Here is a 14,600-nt window from a genome sequence, read left to right as displayed (position 1 = left end):
TGACCTTCTCGCATGTTCATAATGGCTTTCTGACAGCGGGAATTGACGCCGGCGTTGTCGGCATCGCGGCGCTTTCGCTGCTGCTCCTGACGCCCGTGATAGCCGCGTGGAAAAAGGAACCCGGTCCCGGCAGGGACCTGTCCATAGCGCTCGCTCTTCTGCTCACCAGCAGCTACATTGTTACCGGCAGCATCGGCATCATGTTCAACCAAAAGGCACTGGATCCGATCTTCGCCTATATGGTCGCCCTGATTTGCCTGGATCGGGGCAGCACACGCTTCGCGCCAGTCGTGCGAAGCTGACGTCTGATTCCTTGTATGATGCCGCTATAGTAGTGGATTTCAGGAATGCGCGTAAACATTCGATTGAGCTCACACCGCCACCCTCGCGCGAACTCCATCTGCAATCTCCGCCATCCTGTCGGCCGCCGCATGGCCGATCAGCATGAAGGCGTGCCTCCCGTTCGACCAGTAGACGACGTTCATGCCTTTGCGGCTTTCGAGGTCCGGCGCTTTGGGGCCGGCATCGGAACGGACGATGCAAAGCGCCATCGGCCCGGTATCAGGATCGAGATAAGCGATTTGGGCGAGCGGCTTGCCGTCATATTGCAGCAGCAGGGCGCGTTTGAAATCGATGCCCGGAAGCGAGACGGCTTCGGGAGAGAGCGACAAGCCGAGTTTTTCGTCGAGGGGGGCGAGTTGGGCGGCCTGAGACTCCCAGGCGGGCGACGGGCCGGCGAGCGTTTCCGCGGTATAGAGCGAGATGTAATCGGCGACCACGGCGCGCCATTCGCTGCTTTCGTCCTTTGCCGAAAAGCCTCTGCCGAGGCCAAGGACGGCGCGATCGATGGCGATGCCGGCGACGAGCGCAGCGGCGAGCGCGGCGAGGAAGCGGCGGCGGCTGGCAGCAGGCGCCGAGACAGCTTTTGCATCCTCCCGCGCAGGGATGGCGTCGAGCATTCCCTCCAGCTTTTCGCGCGGCGCTTCCTGGAGCAGCGGCGCGAAAGCCTGCTCGAACGGGAGGCTGGCGCGCGCCAGGAACTCCAGCCGTTCGGCAACGCGCTCGTCTTCCTTCACAATGGCCTCAATGCGGGCCGCCTGTTCGGCCGTCAGTTCGCCATCGATGAAGGCGGTCAGGTCCTCATCGGAGGGAGTGGTGTGTTTCGTGTTCATTGCCGTCCCCCTTCCCGCTCGTCACTGGCGAGCTTGGCGCGGGCTGCCGCCAGCCGGCTCATCACGGTCCCGATCGGGATATCCAGTATGCCTGCAACCTCGCGATAGGAAAGTCCTTCGACATAGGCGAGGAAAACCACCGTTCTCTGCGCCTCGGGCAGCGCGCTCACCCGTTTCAGCACCTGTCCCGCCATCACATGGGTCTCGGTATCATGGGCGCCGTCGAAGATCAGCACCTCGCCGGCATCGACGAAACCCTGGCCCTGGCGCACCCGGCGCGAGCGGATCTCGTTCAGCCAGATCGAATGCAGGATCGAAAACAGCCAGCGGTCGAGCCGGGTGCCGGGGACGAATTGATCGGCGCGCTCCAGCGCGCGAAGGCAGGTCGCCTGCACTAGGTCGTCGGCGACATCGCGCTGATGCGAGAGAACAAGACCATAACGCCAGAGCCTTGCCAGATTTTCCGTCAGGCCGCTCCTGATATCCGCTGCGCTGGCGATGGCCGCCTCCGACGATCCTGCGTTTTTCGGAGCCGCCGGATGAACCGGCGATTCCGTTCTCGCGCGACTATAGGCAGGAAAGGAGGCGCACGCGACCGACATTCTCACATGCCTTTCTGGTTCCGTCTTCCCGCCCATGCCGGCAATCAGATCTTCGACGGATCGAGGATGGCCGCGTTCAGATCCTGATACTCCTCGCAGGCCGTGCCGCAGATCGCCTTTATGGTCGTCAACTGCTCCTTGGCGAGATCGAGCCGGCCCTTGATGACATAGGCTTCGCCGAGATATTCGCGGACCTTGGCGTATTGCGGATCCACCTTCACCGATTGGAGGTAATAGGAGATGCCTTCGTCGGTGCGGCCGAGCTTGCGGGTGGCATAGCCGCGATAATTCAGCACCTCGGCGCTGTTCTGGTCCTTGACCGTGTCGAGCATGGCAAGCGCCTCCTCATAGCGGCCGGCCTTGGCCAGCGAATAGGCATAGTCGGTGCGGTTCTCGTCCGAGACGTTGGCGCTTTGCTGTTTGATGCATTTCTTGGTCTTCTGGTCATAGATCTCGCCCTTCTTGCAGGTCGGCATCGTGCTGTTGTCATCGCCGACCGCAAAGACAGGGCCGGAGAAGACGAAAGCGGCAAGGCAGCCGCCGAGAAGGATGGAAGCAAAACGGGCTGTCATGATCGTCATGGGAAACTCCTCGAAAGTGACGTTGCGAGGAGAAAACACCGCTGCCCCGGACTTTATTCGCCCGCCTCCTATTTTCTCCATAACGGCTTCGTGAAGCCACCGAAGCCGAATAAATTACCGGGACCGGGTGTTCTCAGCGTTGCGCCGGGAACGACAAGGAGAACTCCGTGACCGATACTGTAAAACTCGTCAGCCTCGCCGTCGCCGCACCCGAACATGTCATTTTCCAGAAGCAAGCGCTCGAGGCTTCCGCCCGGCTGTTTGCCGACCGTTTCGAGGATTTCCGGCATCTTGCCCGCGTCTTCGACAGTGCCGGCATCCGAAAGCGTCATGCCGCGCGGCCGCTTGCCTGGTTCGACGAAGCGCATGGCTGGCAGGACCGGATGCAGGCCTATGCGGAGGTGGCAGGCGGGCTCTTCGCTGAGACCGCGAGCTCAGCACTTCAGCAGGCCGGGCTTGAGGCCGGCGATGTCGACTGTGTCGTGACGGTCTCCTCCACCGGCTTTACCACACCGAGCCTCGATGCGCAGATGGCCCGCCGGATGGGTTTCAGGGCCGATATCGAGCGGGTGCCGGTGTTCGGGCTCGGCTGTGCGGCCGGCGTGTCGGGTTTTGCGATCGCCGCGCGGCTGGCACGAAGCCGGCCGGGCGCCGTCGTGCTCTTCGTCTCGATCGAGCTCTGTACGCTCGCCTTCCGCCTCGACGAGCTGACGCGGCCGAACATTATCGCGACGGCGCTTTTCGGCGATGGCGCCGCCGCCTGCGTGTTGCGATCAGGCGACGGCGGGCTGGCGGAAGTGGAATCGACCGGCGAGCATCTCTTTCCCGACACGCTCGATATCATGGGCTGGAAGATCGACGACGGCGGCTTCGGCATCGTGCTGGCGCAAGCCCTGCCGCCCTTTGCCGAGCAGGAGCTCGGCCCGGCGGTGAAGGCCATTCTGGCACGGAACGGGCTGGCACCAGACGATATCGACCGCTTCATCTGCCATCCCGGTGGCACGAAAGTGCTGGCCGCGATGGAGAGCGCGCTGTCGCTGACGCCGGGCGCTCTCGATCACGAGCGCGGCGTGCTTGCCGACTACGGCAATATGTCGTCGCCGACCATTCTCTTCGTGCTGGAGCGGGCGATCCGCGCCGGATTGCCGGACCGCTCGGCGATGATCGCCATGGGACCGGGCTTTTCGGCGAGCTGCGTGACGCTCCGGAGGCCGGCATGATGTGGCCGTCAATCGCGCTGCTTACCTTCGTGACGCTGCAGCGGCTTGGCGAGCTCGTGCTTGCCCGGCGCAACACTGCCGCCCTTCTCGCCAGAGGCGGCAGGGAAGTGGCGCCGGAGCACTACCCCGCCATGGTGGCGCTGCATGCCGGGTGGATCATCGGCCTCTGGCTGCTGGCGCCGGGCAGGCCGGTCGATCTCTTCTGGCTTGCGGTGTTCATGGTGCTGCAGGCACTGCGGCTCTGGGTGCTGGCGACACTGAAGGACCGCTGGACGACGCGGATCATTATCCTGCCCGGCGCGCCGCTCGTGACGTCAGGTCCCTATCGCTTCCTGCGGCATCCGAACTACGCAATCGTCGTCGGCGAGATCGTCGCCCTTCCTCTCGTCTTCGGGCTGCCGCTTTACGCGATCGGCTTTTCACTTCTCAACGCTTGCGCCCTCCTTGTCCGCATGAAGGCCGAAAATGCCGCACTGAAAAGCGTAATGATTGTGAAATGAATGCGATTTTTCGTTTGCGCGGCAATATCGGCGGGAGCATTTTCACCCCGACAACAAAGCGGAATGGGAATGACCAAAAACGCAATCGTGCTCGGCGCCGGCATCGTCGGGGTCTCGGCGGCCATCCATCTTCAGCGGCGCGGCCGGCAGGTGACGCTGATCGACCGCAAGGATCCGGGCAGCGAAACCTCCTTCGGCAATGCCGGCCTGATCCAGCGCGAAGGTGTCGCGCCCTACGGCTTTCCCCAGCAGCTCAGCCTGTTGCTGCGCTATGCGCTCAACAACCGCATCGATGCGCATTATCACCTCAGCACGCTGCCGAGCCAGATCGCCTTTCTCGCCCGTTACTGGTGGAATTCGAACGCCCGGCGCCATGCGGTCATCACCCGGGCCTATGCGCCGCTGATCGAACATTCGATTGCCGAACACAAGGATCTGATCGAGGCGTCAAACGCCGAAGCGCTGATCCGCAGGGATGGCTGGATAAAGCTTTTCCGGACTGAGGCCAAGCGCGACCAGGCCCTGGCGGAGGCAGCACTCTGGCAGAATGAATTCGGGGTGGACTATGACAGCCTGAGCCCGGCCGATATCTCCGGCGTGGAGCCCGACATGACAGGCGATTTTGCCGGCGGCATCCGCTGGCGCGATCCCTGGTCAGTGCTCGACCCACATGCGCTGACCTCAGCCTATCGCCGCTATTTCGAAAGCCTCGGCGGCCGCTTCGTCACCGGTGACGCCGCCTCATTCGGCCAATTCGGCTCCGGCTGGAAGATGATGACGGTAGAGGGCGCGCTCGAAGCCGAGGATGCGGTGATCGCGCTCGGCCCCTGGGCGGCCGTCGCAACACGCCGGCTCGGCTATTCCTTCCCGCTCGGCGTCAAGCGCGGCTATCACATGCATTATGCCGCCAAGGGCGCTGCCGTGCTCAACAACTGGATGCTCGATGCGGAACGTGGCTATCTCCTGGCGCCGATGCGGCGCGGCATCCGGCTGACGACGGGAGCGGAGTTCGCAACGCTCGACGCGCCGAAGACCCCGGTCCAGCTCGACAGGGCCGAAGCCGTGGCGCGTACGACCTTCCCGCTCGGCGACAGGCTCGACCCCGAACCGTGGATGGGCGCGCGTCCATGCACGCCTGACATGATGCCGATCATAGGCAAAGCGCCGCGCCATCAAGGCCTGTGGTTCGCTTTCGGCCATGCCCATCACGGGCTGACGCTCGGGCCGGTGACCGGCCGCGTGCTGGCCGAACTCATCACCGGCGAAAAACCATTCATCGATATTGCGGCCTATTCGCCTGAGCGTTTCAACCCATGACCCCGAGGGAGGCAAGGGCCCTGAGCGCTGTTGCCGCAATGCCGTCGATCGTATCGTCGATATCGACGGCGACGACGCCTTGCTCGCCTGTCGGCACCTCCAGCGTCGCCAGCTGGCTTTCGAGCAGCGAGACCGGCATGAAATGGCCCTTGCGCTCGCCCATCCGTTTGGTCAGCAGCGCCTTGGAGCCTTCGAGGTAAACGAAGAACAGGTTGCCGCCAGCCGCAGCCCGCAGCCTGTCGCGATAGATGCGCTTCAGCGCGGAGCAGGAGACGATGATGCCCTCGCTTTTTTCCAGCGAGGCCCGGATGTCTTCGCCGATGCGATCGAGCCAGGGCATCCTGTCCTCGTCGGTCAGCGGAACGCCCTTCGACATCTTCTCGACATTGGCGGCCGGATGCAGCGCATCGCCTTCGATGAAGGCGAGCTGCAGGGCTGCCGCCAGCTTCTCACCGACGGAGGACTTGCCGCAGCCGCTGACCCCCATGACGATGATCGCATGGGGCTCGTTCAACCGCTCTTCCGGCATGATCCCTCCGAGGCTCCGGCTTCCCGCTCAATCGAGGGGGAAGTGACAGGCATATTTTTGCTCACCCTCTCCACTTAGTTCGGGAGAAACCTGACGGCAATAGTCCTGCGCTTTCCAGCAGCGCGGGTTGAAGTGACAACCGGACGGGGGCTTCAGCGGCGACGGCAGCTCGCCTTGGAGCCGGATGCGGTTCTTGGCGCGCTCGGGGTCGGCGATCGGGGTCGCCGACAGCAAGGCTGCCGTATAGGGATGGCGCGGCCGGGCGAAGACCTCGGCGGCGGGACCGGTTTCGACGGGACGGCCGAGATACATTACCATCACCTCGTCGGCGATGTGGTGGACGACGGAGAGGCCGTGCGAGATGAAGAGATAGGCAAGGCCCATCTCCTTCTGCAGGTCCATCAACAGGTTCAATACCTGCGCCTGGATCGACAGGTCGAGGGCAGAAACCGGTTCGTCGAGCACCAGCACCTTCGGCCGTAGCATAAGGGCGCGGGCGATGGCGATGCGCTGGCGCTGGCCGCCGGAGAACATATGGGGATAACGGCCATGGTGTTCCGGACGCAGGCCGACACGGGCCATCATCTCCTCCACCTTGCGGCGGCGGGCGGCGGCATTGAGATCGGTGTTGATCTTCAGCGGCTCTTCGAGGATCGCGCCGACCTTCTGGCGCGGGTTGAGCGAGCCGTAGGGGTTCTGGAAGACGATCTGCACCTGGCTGCGCAGGCTGCGGTCGCCGATGCGCGCAGGTTTGCCGTCGGTTAGCAGTTCCCCGGCCGTCGGATCCTCGATCATGGTGACCAAGCGGGCGAGCGTCGACTTGCCGCAGCCGGATTCGCCGACGACGGCGAGCGTCTTGCCGGAATGGAGGCTGAAACTGACGCCGTTCAGCGCCTTGACGGTGGCGTCGGCTTTGAAGAGACCGCGGTTGACGGTGTAGAAGCGGGCGAGATCCCTGCCCTCGAGAACAGCGCCCGTCATACCAGGTCTCCTGCAGTAACATTGGCCATGACGCCGGGATGCCCGAGCGGCTTGCCGTCCTTCAAAGGATAATTGCACAATGCCAGTCCGAGCTCTGGCCCCTGGCGCACGACACCGCGATCGCATTCGACCGTGGCGTAGCCGCAGCGCGGCGCGAACAGACAGCCTGTCGGGCGGCCATGCTGGCCGGGGACGACGCCGGCGATCGAGGGAAGGCGCTGGCCGACTCTGGCCCGCTCCGGCAGGGCGGCGAGCAGGGCGGCCGTATAGGGGTGGTGCGGATCTCGGAACAGCGCCTTCACCGGCTGCTCCTCCACCTTCTGGCCGGCATATTGCACCTGCACGCGCTCGGCGGTTTCGGCAACGACACCCATATCGTGGGTGATCAGCACCAGCGCCATGCCCTGCTCTTTCTGCAGGCGCACCAGCAGATCGAGGATCTGCGCCTGGATCGTCACGTCGAGCGCGGTCGTCGGCTCGTCGGCGATCAGGAGCTTCGGATTGCACGCAAGCGCCATGGCGATCATCACGCGCTGGCTCATGCCGCCCGACATCTGGTGCGGGAAGTTCGACAGCCGATCTTCCGGCGCCGGAATGCCGACGAGGTTCAGCAGCTCGATCGAGCGTTCTCGGCGCTCCTTCCGGTTGAGGCCCATATGGACACGCAATGTCTCGCCCAGCTGGAAGCCGACCGTGAAGCACGGGTTGAGGCTCGACATCGGCTCCTGGAAGATCATCGCCATGTCCTTGCCGACGATCCTGCGGCGCTGGCGGCCGGAAATGCCGCGCAGATCCTGGCCGTCGAACTGCATGCGATCGGCGGTGATCTTCGCCGTCCAGGGCAGAAGCCCCATCAGCGCAAGCATGGCGACGGATTTGCCCGAGCCGGATTCACCGACGACCGAGAGGATCTCACCCTTGTCGCAGGCAAGCGAGACGCCGTCGACGGCGCGGAAGAGACCGGAAGAGGTCTGGAATTCGACGGTCAGCTTTTCGATTTCGAGAAGTGGCATCACGACCTCTTCAGCTTGGGGTCAAGCGCATCGCGCAGGCCGTCGCCCATCAGGTTGATGGCGAGAACGATGATGAGGATAGCAAGGCCCGGGAATGTCACCACCCACCAGGCGCGCGAGATGAACTCACGCGATTCGGCAAGCATCGTGCCCCATTCGGGTGTCGGCGGCTGAGCGCCCATTCCGAGGAAGCCGAGAGCCGCGGCGTCGAGAATCGCCGCCGAAAAGGCGAGCGTCGCCTGCACGATCAGCGGGCCGAGACAGTTCGGCAGGATCGTCTTGAACATCAGGCGCAGCGTGCCGGCACCGGCGACACGCGAGGCGATGACATATTCCTTCTCGCGCTCCGAAATGACCGAGGCGCGCGTCAGCCGCACGAAATGCGGCTGGTTGACCAGCGAAATCGCAATCATCGCATTGGTAAGACCAGGGCCGAGCACCGCCACCAGCACGAGAGCGAGCAGCAACGACGGGAAGGCCAGGATGATATCCATCAGCCGCATGATCGCCGTATCGATCCTGCCGCGGAAATAGCCGGCCACCAGGCCGATCAGAACGCCGCAGATGACTGAAAGCGTGACGACGACGACGCCGATGAAGAGCGAGAAGCGCGCGCCGTAAATCAGGCGCGAGAGGATATCGCGGCCGACGGCATCGGTTCCGAGCGGGAAGGAGATGCTGCCAGCCTCCATCCAGGCGGGCACGGCCAGCAGCGCCTCACGGTTCTGCTCGTTCGGCGCATGCGGCGCAAAGACCGGCGCGAAGACAGCAACGACCAGAATGAGGATGAAAATCGCGAGGCCGATGACGGCGCCCTTGTTGCGGGAGAAGTAATGCCAGAATTCCGCAAGAGCGGAGGGCTGGCCGGTTTTGACGGTGACCGTGCTCATGGACCGCTCCTAGTAACGAATGCGCGGATTGATGAAGCCGTAAAGGACATCAACAATCAGATTGACCAGCATGATGACGCCGGCGATCAGCAGAAGGCCGCCCTGAACCACGGCGTAATCGCGTTTGAACACCGAATCGACCATCCATTTGCCGATGCCCGGCCACGAGAAGATCGTCTCGGTGAGGATGGCGCCGGCAAGAAGAACGCCGATCTGCAAGCCGATGGTGGTGATAACAGGGATCATCGCATTACGCAGCGCGTGCACGCCGACGACGCGCAGCGGCTTCAGGCCTTTCGAGCGCGCCGTTCGGACATAGTCCTCGCCGAGAACCTCGAGCATCGCCGAGCGCGTCTGGCGCGCGATGACGGCAAGCGGGATGGTTGCGAGCACGATGGTCGGCAGGATGAGATAGCTGACGGCCGAGGCAAACGCCCCCTTCTGACCCGACAGCAGGCTGTCGATCAGCATGAAGCCGGTCACCGGCTTGAAGAAATACATCAGCGAAATGCGGCCGGACACCGGCGTCCAGCCGAGATAGCCGGAGAAGAAGATGATCAGCAGCAGGCCCCACCAGAATATCGGCATGGAATAGCCGACCAGGGCGATGCCCATCACGCTTTGATCGAACCACGTGCCTCGCTTGACGGCGGCAAAGATGCCGGCGGGCACGCCAAGACAGACGGCGAGGATGATGGCGCAGAAGGAAAGCTCCAGCGTCGCCGGAAACAGCGTCAGGAATTCGCCGAGCACTGGTCGCTTGGTGACGATCGAGGTACCGAGATCGCCCTGCAGCACTTTTCCGAGATAATCGAAATATTGCACATACATGGGCCGGTCGAAGCCGAGGTCGTGCATGATCTGGGCGTGCCGCTCCGGAGCCATGACACGCTCACCCGAGAGCAGCATGACGGGATCGCCGGGGAGCAGGCGGATGAACGAGAAGGCAATCAGGGAAACGCCGAGGAATGTCGGGATCAGCACCGCAAGGCGGCCGATGAAAAAACGCAACATGGCAGATGTCCAATAGTTTCCGGCGGTCAGGGGGTTCCTGACCGCCGGCTGCGCCCAGCTCTGCCGGGCATTCTTACATTATTCTTGTTATTCGGATACGTCGACGCCGTCGAAGCGGTGAATGCCGAGCGGGTCCATGTGGAAGCCGGAGACCTTCTTGCTCATCGGAACGAAGACGAGCGAGTGATCGAGGGTCGCCCAGGGGGCTTCCTTCTTGAAGATCAGCTGGGCCTGCTCATAGGCCTTGGTACGCTCGCCGACATCGGCGGTCAGCTTGGCCTTGGTCATCAGGTCGTCATATTCCTTGTTGCACCACTGGGCGCGATTGTTGCCGCCGACGGCATCGCAACCGAGCAGCGTATCCATGAAGTTGTCAGGGTCGCCGTTATCGCCGGTCCAGCCGAGGATGACAGCGCCGTCGCGCTTCACGTCGGAAGACAGCTTCAGATATTCGGCCCATTCATGGGTGACGATCTCGACCTTGACGCCGATCTTGGCGAAGTCGGCCTGGATCAGTTCGGCGGCACGGCGCGCGTTCAGCATGTAGGGACGCGACACCGGCATCGCCCAGACCTTCATGCTGAGATCCTTGACGCCGGCATCGGCGAGCGCCTTCTTGGCGGCGTCCGGATCATACTTGTCGTCCTCAACAGCGTCATTATAAGACCACATCGTCGGCGGGATCGGGTTCTTGGCAACGGTGGCCGCACCCTGGAAAACGGCGTCGACGATCGCCTGCTTGTTGATCGCCATGTTCAACGCGCGGCGAACTTCCGGCTTGTCGAACGGCGGCATCTGGGTGTTGTAGGCGAGGTAGCTGACATTGAGACCGGCCTGCTCCTGAACGACCAGATTTTCATCCTTCTTCAGTTCGGGAACGTCGGCGGCATTCGGATAAGGAATGAGGTGGCATTCGCCGGCCTTCAGCTTCTGAGCGCGCACGGCGGCATCAGAGGTGATTGCGAAAACCAGATCGTCGATCTTTTCCTTGCCCTTGAAATAGGTTTCGTTGGCCTTGTAGCGGATGACGGCATCCGGCTGGTAGGCAACGAAGGTGAAGGGGCCGGTGCCGAGCGGCTGCTGGTTCAACTGCGCCATCTTGCCGTCGGCGGCAAGCTTGTCGGCATATTCCTTGGAGACGATCGAGGCGAAGTCCATGGCGAGGTCGGCCAGGAACGGCGCTTCGGGATGGTTGAGCGTGAACTTGACCGTGAGGTCATCCACCTTTTCGACCGACTTGATCAGTTCGGGAAAGCCCATGCCGGCCGCGTATTCGTAGGAGCCGCCCTCGACATACTTGTTCCAGGGGTTGTCGGACTTCAGCTGACGCTCGAAGGAAAATACGACGTCGTCGGCATTGAAATCGCGCGTCGGGGTGAAGAAGTCGGTGGTCTGGAACTTGACACCGGGATGAAGCTTGAAGGTGTATTCCTTGCCGTCAGCCGAAACGCTCCAGCTGTCGGCCAGGCCGGGTTCGATCTCGGTGCCGCCGTGCTTGAATTCGACCAGGCGGCTGTAGACCGTGCGCGAAGAAGCGTCGAAGGTCGTGCCTGCCGTATAGAGGCTCGGGTCGAAGCCTTCCGGCGAGCCCTCGGAGCAATAAACAAGGGTCTTGGACCAGGCCGACGTCGCCATGACTGACATCAGGGCCGTCGCTGCCAACAGGACAGAGATCTTTTTCATAATATTGTTTCCCGGTTGTTCTTTTTTGATGTTTGGAGATCGTAGAATGGCATCCCGATCGAAGGTTGATGGAACGATATTTATCTACTGAAAGCAACGGGCTACGGAGAAAATTTTTCCATCTGGACAATTTTAGAAATTTTCCGTCGAAAACCGGCATCAATCGGAAATATTCGGATAAAAATCACCGCAATTTCGTCGCATTTTGGATAATTGCCCTCTTAAACGCGGCACCGACGGCAATCCCCACGTCAATTCCAGAAAAGCAAAAACCGCAATTGCCGGAGCAACCGCGGTTTTAACAATTCTGTCCTGCTCTTCAAATTCAGGCGGCGGGCGCAATGATTTCGGGTTTGCGATAGGGCTGCTCGCCGGTGATCCCGAGAAGAAAATTGATTTGCGGACGCGCCTTGACGAGGTCGTCGATCGAATATTCCGAAAGCACGGCGAAGAAGGCGTTGAGCGCCTTGCGCAGCGCCGAATTCAGGCCGCAGCTGTCGACCAGCGGGCATTCGACAACGCCGTCATCCTCGAAGCACTCAGCCATGGCGAAACTGTCTTCCGTCACCCTCACGACGTCGAAGAGGGTGATGTCGGCCGCCGGCTTGCCCAGACGCACGCCGCCATTGCGACCGCGCACGGTTTCGACAAGGCCCGCCTTGTTCAGCGGCTGGAGAATCTTGAAAAGAAACAGCTCGGAAACGCCGTAAGCCTTGGCGATTTCCGGAATCCGGCTCAGCTGCCCGTCGTTGGCAGCACAATACATCAACATGCGCACCGCATAGTTGGTCTGCTTCGTCAATCGCATGCCATTCTCCTGACTCGTGCTATTCAGACCTATATAGGCGGTTTGGTAGTTTTGAACAATTCCAAAATATGAAATTCGCATTCAGCTTATGAGGCCAAATGCCGCGACGTCAATTCCGCTGCAGGGTCTCATTATAGTCGAGGATGGCCTGCTTGCGTTCGGGCGTGCCTGGATGGGTCGAGAGCATGCTGGTTCCGGAATGATCGCCTAGTTTCGTTTCCAGGAGATCGAAAAAACGAGCGATCGCTATGGGATCCATGCCGGCCTTGCGCATCAGTTCCACCGAGCGCCGGTCGGCTTCGGCCTCGGCGCTGCGTGAATATGACAATGCAAGCAGGCCGCCGCCCTGTGTCAGGATATCCTCGACACCGGAGCCGACATCGCCGGCAATCAGCATGACGAGGCCGGCCACACCTGCGGCGCGATAGAGCTGCCGGAGGCTGTGCTTGTATTCGACATGACCGAGTTCGTGAGCGAGAACGCCGGTTATCATCTCGTCATCGCCATCCGCCAGTTCGATCAACTGGTCGGTAATGACGATATTGCCATCGGGAAGCGCGAAAGCATTGGGACCGATCAGAGCGCCATCACGGAAATTCAGCACATAGCGGTTAGCACCACCTTCGGCACTGGCAGCCACTTGGTTAAAGCGGCCAGCGATTTCGGCCTGCCGGGCGGCCGTCAGGTGGCTGGGGGACAGCGCCGTCGCATCCAGCGTATTGAGAGCGCCACGGGACATCGCTTCGGAGACCACAGGCGGTGTCACGAAGATGGCGACTTCCACGAGGGCCGGCAGCGCGTAACGATAAATTGCGACGGCGAGCAGAACGACGGCGACCGCGAAGACGAAGATGCGGGGATGAAATTCCTCCAGCCGATGCACCCAGCCGCTTCTTCCGCCACCGCCAAGAAAGGCGTCGATGGCATCATTCTCGCCACTCTCGAAGATCGAGCCGTCGGCAAAGATGGCACGTCGGGGGATCGACCCGACGCGCGATGTGAAGGAGACCTCTCCGGCCGCGCTATCCGAAAGAGCGACATCCTCTTCGGTTACGGCGAGCATGCGCCCCCCGCGCGACAGCAGGCGGGCCGGAACGGAGCCGCTCGAATGCGGCGGATACCATTCCCCTCTCGCGATGATTTCTGCGTCAGAAACCAAAATCGATCCCTTCCATGCTCATATATTCGGCACCGGCGGCGGCGCCGCTGGCCTGAAACTGCGTAAAGACCTCGCCGATCTCGCCGTCGATGCGAATTGCCGTGTGCTCGGCGACATAACGCGCCAGACGAACCGCCGCCCAGGGACGCATCAGGCCGAGGGTGAGCATCGTTACCACGACGTTCGATATGGCGATCCAGGCATAACGTGCCCGGGAAAGATCGCTGCGCAAGAGATGCCGGCCGTCGATCCGCGTCGAGGACCAGACGACGTTGTGGACGGCCGCCCGATAGATCAGGCCAGCAAGTGCGTAGATGATCAGGAGGCCGAAGGTGACAATATACATTCCCGACACTATCATTAACATAGCGGCGTCATTTTCGAGTGCGCCGGGGTCATTGGCCTGCATCCCGACGACCGCGATCGCAACCAACCCGGCGAGAACGACCAGGCCCAGCACGACCATCAGGGCCGGGATGAGAAGCGCGCGGTAGAGCGCGCCCATCTTGGGATCGGTCTCGAAAGGCCGATTGCCGTAGCGGAGATTGTTGAAAACATAGCGGTTGAGCCACCGGCTGGCGAAGGGGGCAAGCAGTCCGAGCGACAGGAAAGCAACGAGGCTTCCGAGCATCACGCAGACGAAGGCGCCGCCGGCGGTGCCGGTAAAATCAAATCGCACGTTGCGGTAGCTGGTCACGCGGGCATTGAAGCGAAGGCCTCTGACGATCAGCCAGGGGAGCGCGATGAGCACAAGGATCGTGGTCAAGACCGAGAACAGCGGATGGATCGCTGCCAGAATGTTGGCCACCACGATGAAGGCGAACACGATCACGCGACCGATGAATATCTGCATGCCGCCCGCGTGATATTCGAAAGCGCGGCCGAGCACGACGGTGTTGCCGTAGAAATAGCGATTGCGCCGCACTTTCGCCCAGGCTGAATAGATGCCGAGCGTTACGATCGTCAAAAGGACATTGACGATCCAGATGCCAAAATATTCCGATGCCGTTCCGGTGAACCGGGCACGCTCAAACGCATTTGCCGCGGCGCCCGCGGACACTCTGTTATCCATGATGTTTGTTTTCCCCCAGCACATTGCCCAACAGACCATAATCGGAATCACGTGTCGGG

Annotated in this window: 15 protein-coding genes and 1 pseudogene; 4 read left to right on the top strand and 12 right to left on the bottom strand. The window is 61.8% G+C overall.

Annotated elements, in window-relative coordinates; genetic code table 11:
• Positions 1–302, top strand: a pseudogene (locus EFR00_RS20265) (O-antigen ligase family protein); the annotation flags it as partial.
• Between the two features lie 69 nt (positions 303–371).
• Here EFR00_RS20265 and EFR00_RS20260 read toward each other — a convergent pair.
• The 3 genes from EFR00_RS20260 to EFR00_RS20250 are packed head-to-tail and all read right to left on the bottom strand — an operon-like array spanning position 372 to position 2,355.
• Complete coding sequence (locus tag EFR00_RS20260; RefSeq protein ID WP_077991424.1) at positions 372–1,172, bottom strand: anti-sigma factor family protein; 801 nt, start codon at positions 1,170–1,172, stop codon at positions 372–374.
• The gene (locus tag EFR00_RS20255) at positions 1,169–1,774 is read right to left on the bottom strand and encodes an RNA polymerase sigma factor (protein ID WP_039618012.1); all 606 of its coding nucleotides are present in this window, start codon (positions 1,772–1,774) and stop codon (positions 1,169–1,171) included. The genes EFR00_RS20260 and EFR00_RS20255 overlap by 4 nt, the downstream gene beginning before the upstream one ends.
• 44 nt (positions 1,775–1,818) lie before the next feature.
• Positions 1,819–2,355, bottom strand: coding sequence for a tetratricopeptide repeat protein (locus tag EFR00_RS20250; RefSeq protein WP_077991427.1), 537 nt, complete (start codon positions 2,353–2,355; stop codon positions 1,819–1,821).
• Between the two features lie 167 nt (positions 2,356–2,522).
• On the opposite strand from EFR00_RS20250, the gene EFR00_RS20245 reads away from it, so the two are divergent.
• The 3 genes from EFR00_RS20245 to EFR00_RS20235 all read left to right on the top strand — a co-directional run bounded on the left by EFR00_RS20245 (position 2,523) and on the right by EFR00_RS20235 (position 5,392).
• The gene (locus tag EFR00_RS20245) at positions 2,523–3,575 is read left to right on the top strand and encodes a type III polyketide synthase (protein WP_077991430.1); all 1,053 of its coding nucleotides are present in this window, start codon (positions 2,523–2,525) and stop codon (positions 3,573–3,575) included.
• Positions 3,572–4,075 (top strand): isoprenylcysteine carboxyl methyltransferase family protein, encoded by a 504-nt coding sequence (locus tag EFR00_RS20240; RefSeq protein WP_077991432.1) that lies wholly within the window; start codon positions 3,572–3,574, stop codon positions 4,073–4,075. Before EFR00_RS20245 ends, EFR00_RS20240 begins: the two co-directional genes overlap by 4 nt.
• Before the next feature lie 69 nt (positions 4,076–4,144).
• The gene (locus tag EFR00_RS20235) at positions 4,145–5,392 is read left to right on the top strand and encodes an NAD(P)/FAD-dependent oxidoreductase (protein WP_077991434.1); all 1,248 of its coding nucleotides are present in this window, start codon (positions 4,145–4,147) and stop codon (positions 5,390–5,392) included.
• Here EFR00_RS20235 and EFR00_RS20230 read toward each other — a convergent pair.
• The 9 genes from EFR00_RS20230 to EFR00_RS20190 all read right to left on the bottom strand — a co-directional run bounded on the left by EFR00_RS20230 (position 5,382) and on the right by EFR00_RS20190 (position 14,541).
• On the bottom strand, positions 5,382–5,921 hold the full coding sequence (locus tag EFR00_RS20230; protein WP_077991436.1) for a gluconokinase: 540 nt from the start codon (positions 5,919–5,921) through the stop codon (positions 5,382–5,384). The genes EFR00_RS20235 and EFR00_RS20230 overlap by 11 nt on opposite strands.
• A 27-nt stretch (positions 5,922–5,948) precedes the next feature.
• A complete protein-coding gene (locus EFR00_RS20225; protein ID WP_077991439.1) occupies positions 5,949–6,902 on the bottom strand; it encodes a peptide ABC transporter ATP-binding protein in 954 nt (317 codons plus the stop codon).
• Positions 6,899–7,915, bottom strand: coding sequence for an ABC transporter ATP-binding protein (locus EFR00_RS20220; RefSeq protein WP_077991441.1), 1,017 nt, complete (start codon positions 7,913–7,915; stop codon positions 6,899–6,901). The genes EFR00_RS20225 and EFR00_RS20220 overlap by 4 nt, the downstream gene beginning before the upstream one ends.
• Positions 7,915–8,805, bottom strand: a complete 891-nt coding sequence (locus tag EFR00_RS20215; protein WP_077991443.1) for an ABC transporter permease subunit — start codon at positions 8,803–8,805, stop codon at positions 7,915–7,917. Before EFR00_RS20215 ends, EFR00_RS20220 begins: the two co-directional genes overlap by 1 nt.
• Before the next feature lie 9 nt (positions 8,806–8,814).
• Entirely contained in the window at positions 8,815–9,819 is a 1,005-nt protein-coding gene (locus tag EFR00_RS20210) for an ABC transporter permease subunit (RefSeq protein ID WP_039618000.1), read from the bottom strand.
• Positions 9,820–9,906: 87 nt separating this feature from the next.
• Positions 9,907–11,502, bottom strand: coding sequence for an ABC transporter substrate-binding protein (locus EFR00_RS20205; RefSeq protein WP_077991445.1), 1,596 nt, complete (start codon positions 11,500–11,502; stop codon positions 9,907–9,909).
• A 325-nt stretch (positions 11,503–11,827) separates the two neighbouring features.
• Entirely contained in the window at positions 11,828–12,310 is a 483-nt protein-coding gene (rirA, locus tag EFR00_RS20200; RefSeq protein ID WP_039617995.1) for an iron-responsive transcriptional regulator RirA, read from the bottom strand.
• A 109-nt stretch (positions 12,311–12,419) separates the two neighbouring features.
• Entirely contained in the window at positions 12,420–13,469 is a 1,050-nt protein-coding gene (locus EFR00_RS20195) for a M48 family metallopeptidase (RefSeq protein ID WP_077991447.1), read from the bottom strand.
• On the bottom strand, positions 13,459–14,541 hold the full coding sequence (locus EFR00_RS20190; RefSeq protein ID WP_077991448.1) for a YjgN family protein: 1,083 nt from the start codon (positions 14,539–14,541) through the stop codon (positions 13,459–13,461). Before EFR00_RS20190 ends, EFR00_RS20195 begins: the two co-directional genes overlap by 11 nt.
• Positions 14,542–14,600: the final 59 nt, after the last annotated feature.

Origin of the sequence: Rhizobium sophoriradicis, from assembly GCF_003939025.1 — a bacterium.
In the GTDB taxonomy this organism is placed as follows: Bacteria; Pseudomonadota; Alphaproteobacteria; order Rhizobiales; family Rhizobiaceae; genus Rhizobium; species Rhizobium sophoriradicis.
The sequence above is the reverse complement of the archived record's forward strand: the minus strand, read 5'-3'. Positions and strand labels throughout refer to the sequence as shown.

What these genes read in the sequence shown, in the direction of transcription:
- EFR00_RS20260 (WP_077991424.1), bottom strand. Translation starts at nt 1,172, where the DNA reads ATGAACACGAAACACACCACTCCCTCCGATGAGGACCTGACCGCCTTC.
- EFR00_RS20255 (WP_039618012.1), bottom strand. Translation starts at nt 1,774, where the DNA reads ATGTCGGTCGCGTGCGCCTCCTTTCCTGCCTATAGTCGCGCGAGAACG.
- EFR00_RS20250 (WP_077991427.1), bottom strand. Translation starts at nt 2,355, where the DNA reads ATGACGATCATGACAGCCCGTTTTGCTTCCATCCTTCTCGGCGGCTGC.
- EFR00_RS20240 (WP_077991432.1), top strand. Translation starts at nt 3,572, where the DNA reads ATGATGTGGCCGTCAATCGCGCTGCTTACCTTCGTGACGCTGCAGCGG.
- EFR00_RS20235 (WP_077991434.1), top strand. Translation starts at nt 4,145, where the DNA reads ATGACCAAAAACGCAATCGTGCTCGGCGCCGGCATCGTCGGGGTCTCG.
- EFR00_RS20230 (WP_077991436.1), bottom strand. Translation starts at nt 5,921, where the DNA reads ATGCCGGAAGAGCGGTTGAACGAGCCCCATGCGATCATCGTCATGGGG.
- EFR00_RS20225 (WP_077991439.1), bottom strand. Translation starts at nt 6,902, where the DNA reads ATGACGGGCGCTGTTCTCGAGGGCAGGGATCTCGCCCGCTTCTACACC.
- EFR00_RS20220 (WP_077991441.1), bottom strand. Translation starts at nt 7,915, where the DNA reads ATGCCACTTCTCGAAATCGAAAAGCTGACCGTCGAATTCCAGACCTCT.
- EFR00_RS20215 (WP_077991443.1), bottom strand. Translation starts at nt 8,805, where the DNA reads ATGAGCACGGTCACCGTCAAAACCGGCCAGCCCTCCGCTCTTGCGGAA.
- EFR00_RS20210 (WP_039618000.1), bottom strand. Translation starts at nt 9,819, where the DNA reads ATGTTGCGTTTTTTCATCGGCCGCCTTGCGGTGCTGATCCCGACATTC.
- EFR00_RS20205 (WP_077991445.1), bottom strand. Translation starts at nt 11,502, where the DNA reads ATGAAAAAGATCTCTGTCCTGTTGGCAGCGACGGCCCTGATGTCAGTC.
- rirA (WP_039617995.1), bottom strand. Translation starts at nt 12,310, where the DNA reads ATGCGATTGACGAAGCAGACCAACTATGCGGTGCGCATGTTGATGTAT.
- EFR00_RS20190 (WP_077991448.1), bottom strand. Translation starts at nt 14,541, where the DNA reads ATGGATAACAGAGTGTCCGCGGGCGCCGCGGCAAATGCGTTTGAGCGT.